Annotated in this window: 7 protein-coding genes; 6 read left to right on the top strand and 1 reads right to left on the bottom strand. The window is 68.0% G+C overall.

All coding sequences use genetic code 11. From position 1 onward, the window contains the following. Nucleotides 1–387, bottom strand: a 387-nt coding sequence (gene queD / locus VN419_RS07940; RefSeq protein WP_325646256.1) for a 6-carboxytetrahydropterin synthase QueD, incomplete at its 3' end; no start/stop codon positions are given. Between the two features lie 355 nt (nucleotides 388–742). On the opposite strand from queD, the gene VN419_RS07935 reads away from it, so the two are divergent. The 6 genes from VN419_RS07935 (at nucleotide 743) to VN419_RS07910 (ending at nucleotide 7,467) form a co-directional block, all read left to right on the top strand. Further along, nucleotides 743–2,347: a DASS family sodium-coupled anion symporter gene (locus tag VN419_RS07935; protein ID WP_325646254.1), complete on the top strand. Its 1,605-nt coding sequence runs from the start codon at nucleotides 743–745 to the stop codon at nucleotides 2,345–2,347. 49 nt (nucleotides 2,348–2,396) lie between these two features. After that, complete coding sequence (locus VN419_RS07930) at nucleotides 2,397–4,187, top strand: FAD-binding protein (RefSeq protein ID WP_325646252.1); 1,791 nt, start codon at nucleotides 2,397–2,399, stop codon at nucleotides 4,185–4,187. 21 nt (nucleotides 4,188–4,208) lie between these two features. Next, nucleotides 4,209–4,550 carry a ferredoxin family protein gene (locus VN419_RS07925; RefSeq protein WP_325646250.1) on the top strand — a complete coding sequence of 114 codons (342 nt, stop codon included), beginning with the start codon at nucleotides 4,209–4,211 and terminating at the stop codon, nucleotides 4,548–4,550. An 85-nt stretch (nucleotides 4,551–4,635) separates the two neighbouring features. Beyond that, nucleotides 4,636–5,325, top strand: a complete 690-nt coding sequence (locus VN419_RS07920) for a Crp/Fnr family transcriptional regulator (RefSeq protein WP_325646248.1) — start codon at nucleotides 4,636–4,638, stop codon at nucleotides 5,323–5,325. Between the two features lie 73 nt (nucleotides 5,326–5,398). Next, nucleotides 5,399–6,421, top strand: coding sequence for a peptide-methionine (S)-S-oxide reductase MsrA (gene msrA, locus VN419_RS07915; protein ID WP_325646246.1), 1,023 nt, complete (start codon nucleotides 5,399–5,401; stop codon nucleotides 6,419–6,421). 101 nt (nucleotides 6,422–6,522) lie between these two features. Continuing rightward, nucleotides 6,523–7,467: a sugar phosphate isomerase/epimerase gene (locus VN419_RS07910; RefSeq protein WP_325646244.1), complete on the top strand. Its 945-nt coding sequence runs from the start codon at nucleotides 6,523–6,525 to the stop codon at nucleotides 7,465–7,467. Nucleotides 7,468–7,534: the final 67 nt, after the last annotated feature.

Raw genomic sequence — 7,534 nt, 5'->3', positions numbered from 1 at the left:
ATCCTCGAAGTACGTGGCGCGCGAGGTGCCCTTCTCGGACACGCTGACGCTTTTGAGCCTGGCGTGGGGAGCCAGCGCGGCCAGCCGGTCCTTCAAATCCAGGAACAGGTGCCGGGCGATGTTCTCGCTGGACGGGTTGCGCACGCTGAAGGCGGGCAGGTCGTTCAGGTGCGCGTGGTCCAGCTGGTCCACGGCCTCGCGCGTCAGGCGCTTCAGCTCGCCGAAGTCCACCAAAATCTCCACCGCCGGGTCCAGCTCGGACCCTTCCACCTCCACGCTGACGCCGAAGTTGTGGCCGTGCAGATGCTCGCACTTGCCGTTGTAGTTGCGAAGCTGGTGCGAGGCGCAAAAGGCCTCGTCGATGTTGAGCCGCCATTTCCCGGCCATGCTGATCTCCTTTGCGTGGGCTGTGGGTGGGATATTGGCCCTGGCCGGGGTTTTGTCAACCAGCCGCCCCCACGCACCAGACCCCACGCACATTTTTTCGCGGTTTATCGTGCAGCCGAAAGACGCGCGCGGCCGGGCCGGGCATGTTGGGGGTGCGAAACGTATCAGCTTCGCACTGCCCTGCGGCTGGTCGCCGCGGGCAGAGGGCTGCCGCAGGGCGCGATCGCCGGATCCATGAAGACAGGCGCGCGCCGTTCCCGCCGTCTCCGTTCCGGGCACGTCTGCTGTGCGGCCCGGTAAGAAGACGGCGGAGCCCGACGGAGAAAAAAGGACACTCAAGGGAAAGGACGGGGCAATGGGAACGGATGGACTGAAAGTGCAGGCTGCTGCCGTGGCGCAAGCGCCGGGTGATGCGCCGGGTTTTGGGCAGGAAAAGGCCTGCCGGGGCGTTTTGGGCTATGTGAGCGAGAATTTGACCACCTGCGGCAAGAGCCCGCGCACGGTGTGGCTGGGCTTTCTGGCCGCCTGGGCGCTCTTTTTCCTGATCTATGCCGTGCTGCCCCGGCCCGAGGGGCTGACCGAGGAAGGCATGTCGGTTCTGGCCGTGGTGGTCTGGGCCAGCATCATGTGGGTGGCCGAGGCCATGCCCGTGGGCATCACCGGGCTTTCCGTGCCCACGCTGCTCATCCTGACCCACGGCCTGCCCTGGAAAGAAGGCAAACCGCCCATGGGCCAGGCCTTCAACGGCTTCACCACCCACGAGGTCTGGCTGTGCCTCTTCGCCTTCTTCGTGGGGGCCATGCTGCAAATCCTCAAGATGGACAAGCGCATCGCCCTGTCCATCCTGGACAAGCTCAAGGCCTCTTCGGTTGGCCGGGTCATCTGGGGCATGTTCTTCGTGAACATAGTGCTGGCCTTCCTCATCCCCGCGGCCAACGCCCGCGCGGCCACGCTCATGCCGGTCATCCAGGGCATCACCAAGCTTCTGGGCGATACCGAGCGCGAACGTGAGGCCAAGAAGGCCATCGTCATCCAGTGCATGGTCTACGGCTGCATGATCTGCGGCGTGTTCATCCTCACCGCGCACATGCCGAACCTGATCATGACCGGCATCTTCGACAAGAACGGCTTCAAGAACCTGGGCTACTTCCAGTGGGCCATGCTCCAGTTCCCGTACCTGGGCATGTTCGCGCTCACCCAGATGTGGGTGCGCTACCACTTCAAGACCGCGGGCGTGAACATCGGCGGCGGGCACGAGGAAATCCACAAGCAGCACAAGGCCCTTGGCCCCATGACCACCCCGGAGTGGACGCTTCTGGGCATCTTCGGCCTCACCACCGTGCTGTTCATGACCGGCAAGGGCAGCCCGGTGCAGCTGCACTCCCACCAACTGGGCGTCATCGGCCTGGTGGGCATGATGTTCCTGTTCATTCCCGGTTTGTTCCCCTTCAAGTGGAAGGCCGTGCAGGAGCGCACCATCTGGGGCACCTTCCTGCTTTTGGGCGGCGCGTTGACCATGACCAGCGCCATGACCTCCTCCGGTCTGGCGGGCTGGCTGGCGGACCATGTGCACGCCTTCGTCACCGGCATGAACTGGTGGCAGATCCTGCTTTCGCTTATGGTCGGCACCCACGTCATCCGCATCGGCATGCTGTCCAACGTGGCGGCCGTGGCCATGCTTGCCCCGGTGGTCTTCGCCATGGCGCCCAAGCTGGGCCTGCACCCCGTGGCCTTCACCCTCCTGGTGTGCGACACGGACACCTACGCCTACCTCTTGCCCACACAGATCACCGCGGCGGTCATCGCCTATGGCACGGACACCTTCTCCACCGCGGACTACGCCAAGGTGGGCTGGGTGTGCATCCTGATCGCCATCGCCTACGGCATCCTGGTCATGGCCCCCTGGTACGCCCTGCTGGGCATTCCGGTCTGGGACCCCACCGCGCCCTGGCCTTTCTAGGCCTCACGCACGGCAGTCACAGCTCGTCACACTCAAAGGAGGACGGATTATGGCAAATAGACCCGGCGGGCGCCGCACACTGGCGCTGCCCAAGAATCTGGCCGAGGTGAAGGTCGAGGTCGTGGACTGCGACCTTCTGATCATCGGCGGCGGCAACGCTGGCTGCTTCGTGGCCACGGAAGCCGCCCTGAAAGACCCCACCTTGAAGATCGTGATCATGGAAAAGGCCGAGATCATGCGCTCCGGCGCGTGCTCCGCCGGCATGGACGCCCTGAACACCTACATCCCCGAGGGCAAGACCCCGGAGGACCTGGTGCGCTGGTCGCGCGCCCAGGTGGGCGGCGGCCCCCTGCGAGAGGACCTGGCCCTCTCGAACGCCCGCGAGCTGAACGAGGCCATCGACGACCTGGAACGCTGGGGCCTGCCCATCTTGCGCGACGAGAACGGCAAGATCCGCTACCGCGGCAAGTGGGACATCTCCATCCACGGCGAGCAGCTCAAGCCCATCATGGCCGAGAAGGCCATCGAGGCCGGGGCCGAGGTGTACAACCGCGTGGCCGGAACCTCCCTCCTGATGGACGGCGGCCGCTGCGTGGGCGCAACCGGCCTTGGCGTGCGCGACGGCAAGTTCTACGTGTTCCGCTCCCGCTCCACCGTGGTCTCCACCGGCGGCGCGGGCACCCTGTACAAGTCCTACACGGCCGACTCCACCGACTCCGGCGCGCAGATCTGGATGTGCCCCTACTGCGTGGGCTCCGGCTACGCCATGGGCTTCCGCCAGGGTGCGGAGCTCTCGAGCCTTGAACAGCGCTGGGTGGCCACGCGCACCAAGGACTTCTGCGGTCCGGTGGACACCATCTCCGTGGGCTACAAGGCGCCCATCATCAACTGCAAGGACGAAAAGGTCATGAGCCGCTACGCGCACCTGGGCGGCGACGCCGCGCCCCGGTACATCCGCGCCAACGCGCCCATGGAGGAGTGGCTGGCCGGCCGCGGCCCCTGCTACTGCGATACGCGCAACATGGCCCCGGAAAGGGTTGAGGCCATGATGACCGACTACCTGAACGAGCGCCCCAGCTTCGTGCTCTTCCTGGCCAGCCGTGGGCAGGACGTGACCAAGGAGCCCATCGAGATCTACGGCTCCGATCCCTACATCATGGGCGGCCACACCATGGGCGGCTTCTGGGTGGACATGGAGCGCATGACCACCGTGCCCGGCCTTTTCGCCGCGGGCGAGACCGCCGGAGGCAACCCGAACAAGTTCGTGGGCGGCTGCGCCGCCGAGGGCAAGCTGGCCGCGCGCGGGGCCATCGCCTACATGGCCAAGGCCGCGCCCCTGCCCGCTCCGTCCGATCCGGCCTTCGTCAACCAGCTTGAGGCCGAGAAGGCCCGCGTGTTCGCGCCGCTTTTGCGCGGGGCGGAGTTCGACGGCGTGAAGCCCCTGGAGATGAAGGAGCGCCTGCAGCGCCTGATGGACGAGTACGCGGGCGGCACCAGCCAGTACTACCGCACCAACGAGGAACGCCTGGACTACGCGCTGAAGCACATCGCCATGCTGCAGAGCCAGTTCCAGTACCTCAAGGCCGCAGACCTGCACGAGCTGATGGAAGCAAACGAGACCATGGACCGCGTGGACGTGAGCGAGGCCGTGGTGCACCACCTGAAGGCCCGCAAGGAGACCCGCTGGGCGGGCTGGCAGACCAGAAGCGACTACCCGGAGCGCGACGACAAGAACTTCGACTGCTTCGTGGAGACCCGCCGCGACCCGGAGACCGGCGTGGTGACTGCCTTCACCCGTCCCTACGAACAGCTCGTCGACGGCGACCGCTTCAAGGCCTAAGCAAGGAACAAGGAGAATACCATGCCACCAAGAGTGCTGCCCAACAAATGCAACGGCTGCGCCGACCGGGACGAATCGCGCTGCGAAGAGGTCTGCCCCGGCGACCTCATGGCCGTGGACCCGGTCACGGGCAAGGCCTTCTGCCGGAGCACCAGGGACTGCTGGGACTGCATGTCCTGCATCAAGGTCTGCCCGCGCGCGGCCCTGGAAACTCGCATTCCCTACCAGCTGGGCTACCACAAGGCGTCCCTGCGGCCCATCATGGGCAAAAACCGCATCATCTGGAAATGCGTGGACATCAACGGCAAAGAGTCGACCTTCGAATATGCGAACCGTATTACGCAGAAGGACGGCTTGCCCTAGGCCGCTTCCCGGGCGTAGGGTTCAATCGGCGTAAGAGCCCGGCGATGCGTTCACGCGTCGCCGGGCCTTGGCCATTGGAGGCGGCATGGACCCATTCTGGCACCTGGGCACCGGAGACTTCTTCGCCGGGCTCGAGGCCGAGCGCGCGGCCTTCCTCGCCCTTGCCCGCAGGCGCGAGCTGAACAAGGGCGATCCCATCTTCGACGAGGGCGACCCTGGCGGCTCGTGCTACTACCTGGAGCGCGGCCTGGTGCGCATCTTCGGCCTGTCGCGCCGGGGGCGCGAGCCCATTTTCTTCCTGCGCCGCTCCGGGGAGGTCTTCGGCCTGGCCGAGGTGCTGGACTCCGCGCCGCGCCGCGCCGCGGCCCAGGCCCTTTTGCCCGGCGTGCTGCACGAGGTGGACAAGGCCTCCTTTGAAACCTTCCTGGCCGGGCACCCGCGCGCGGCGCAAAAGGTCATCCGCACCCTGGGCCGCAGGCTGCGCCATCTGAGCGAACAGGTGGAGGGCCTGGCCTCCTGCGACGTGGACACGCGCGTGGCCCGGCTGCTGCTCACCCTCTGCGCCGACGCCCTGGCCAAACCTCCCGCCACTGGAACCCCGGTGGAGGTGCCCCTGCGCCTGACCCAGGAGCAGATGGCCGCCATGACCGGCTCGTGCCAGCAGACCGTGTGCCAGGTGCTCAAGAAATTTCAGGACGAGGGCCTGGTGGGCATGCGCGGCCGGGCCGTCCTGCTGCTCGATCCCACGGCCCTGCTGGACCGCGCCGGGGGCTAGCCCCGCCTGGCTGACGCGCCGCGTTGACTTCCCGCCATTGGTGCCTACCTCATGCTACAACAAGGAAGGCCCAATGAACCTCGACGCTTTTCCCACGGCCACCTTCGCGGGCGGCTGCTTCTGGTGCCTGGAGGCGGACATGCTCCACCTGCCGGGCATCCTCTCCGTCACCTCCGGCTACACCGGTGGTGATGTGGAGAACCCCAGCTATGACGAGGTCTGCCAGGGCGACACCGGCCACTACGAGGCCGTGCAGGCCCGTTTCGATCCGGCCCTGGTGGACTACCGCGCCCTGGTGGACTGGTTCTGGCGGCGCATGGACCCCACCAACGCCGACGGCCAGTTCTGCGACCACGGCCCGCAATACCGCCCGGCCGTCTTTGTCCACGATGCCGACCAGGAGCGCGAGGCCAAGGCCTCCAAGGCCGCGCTGGACGACCTGCGCCTGCTGCCCCGGCCCAATGCCACGGAAATCCTTCCCGCCGCGCCCTTCTACGAGGCCGAGGGGCATCACCAGCAATACAGCGCCAAGAACCCCCGGCGATACACCCTCTACCGCATGGGCTGCGGCCGCGACGCCACCCTGGCCAAGCTCTGGGGCCGCGAGGCTGCGGACCCGCTCTTCGCCTACGTGCCCCGCCTGGCCAAGGGCGTCCCGCCAGAGGCCGAGCTGCGCCGCCTGCTCTCGCCCGAGGCCTACCACATCGCCCGCGCCGCAGGCACGGAGCCGCCCTTCGCCAACGCCTACCACGACGAGCGTCGCCCCGGTCTGTACGTGGACCCGGTGAGCGGAGCGCCGCTTTTCGCCAGCATCCACAAGTTCAACTCCGGCACGGGCTGGCCCAGCTTCACCCGGCCGCTCATGCCCGGCAACATCACCACCCGCACGGACCGCAAGCTGCTCATGCCGCGCACCGAGGTGCTGGCCTGGCACTCCGGCAACCACCTGGGCCACGTGTTCGACGACGGGCCGCGCCACGGCGTGGCCGGGGCCGAGGGGCAGCGCTACTGCATGAACTCCGCCGCCCTGCGCTTCATCCCCGCGCCGGAGCTGGAGGCCGCGGGATACGGCCTCTACGCCGGGCTGTTCGCCTAGGGCAAAACACCCGCAGGGCCGGAAGCGCCGTTCACCTCGCGCGCGCCGCCGTTCCCCGTATTTGCGTTGCCACTTGACGCCGCCCCGGGCATCCAGGTGCCATGGACAGCCACGCCGAAACCACCGCGCCCAGCGCCCCTTCGGGAACCCCCAAGCCGGAATCCGTCGGGCCGCACCTGCTGCTGTCCACGGGCTCGCTGTTCCACCTGCCCCTGCCGGAAATCGCGGGCATCGCCGCCGCAGCGGGCTTTGCCGGGCTGGACCTGGTCATGGGCTCGCCCAAAATAGCGCCTGGCCCGGCCGTGAGCCAGGCCCACCCCCTGTGCCCGGTGCGCGTGGTGCACGCCCCTTTCCGTAATTGGAGCGCCTGGGGCGGACACATGGACGCCTGGCGCGCCGCCGTGGCCCTGGCCGCCAGCCTGCGCTGCGAGGCCAACAACGATGCCGTGCACGTGACCCTGCACCCGCCCGCCGGGACCCTGCGCGACGCCATCCAGACCCGCTGGTTCGCCCGGGCCGAGAACCTGCCGCGCTTGCTGGGCGCACCCGCCGGGGTCACCCTGTCCCTCGAAAATCTGCCCTGGGCCGCGGGCGCAGGCGGGCTCTTCAACCGCGATCCCCTGGACGCGCTCCTCGCCGAATGCCGGGGCAAGAACCTGGGCCTGACCCTGGACGTGTGCCACCTTGGCGTCTCCGGCCGGGACGTGCTGCAAAGCCTGGAGCGCATCCCCTGCGACGCCCGCGCCTGCCTCATCCGGCACGTGCATTTCTCGGACGCCAGCGGCTTCACCGAGCACCTGCCGCCAGGAACCGGCACGCTGCCGCTGGGCCCGTTCCTCGCCCGCCTGGGTACTCTCGGCTACGTCGGCACCATCAGCCTGGAGCTGGACCCCGCGCACCTGCCCGAAGACACCGCCGCGCAGACCAGCGCCCTGGCCGCCCTGCGCCAGGACATGCAGCGCGCCCTGGCCGGGAGCCCGCCGCCCGGCTGGGCCGGACAGGAACGCCAGGGAGGGGCGCAGCCAGTGGTGGCCGCGTTCGGGTAGGGGGGTGAGGAGAGGGAGGGTGACCGGTGGACTGGGGCGCTGCCCCAGACCCCGCCAGGGGGTATGC

This window comes from Humidesulfovibrio sp. (assembly GCF_035560995.1).
Classification (GTDB): domain Bacteria; phylum Desulfobacterota; class Desulfovibrionia; order Desulfovibrionales; family Desulfovibrionaceae; genus Humidesulfovibrio.
The sequence above is the reverse complement of the archived record's forward strand: the minus strand, read 5'-3'. Positions and strand labels throughout refer to the sequence as shown.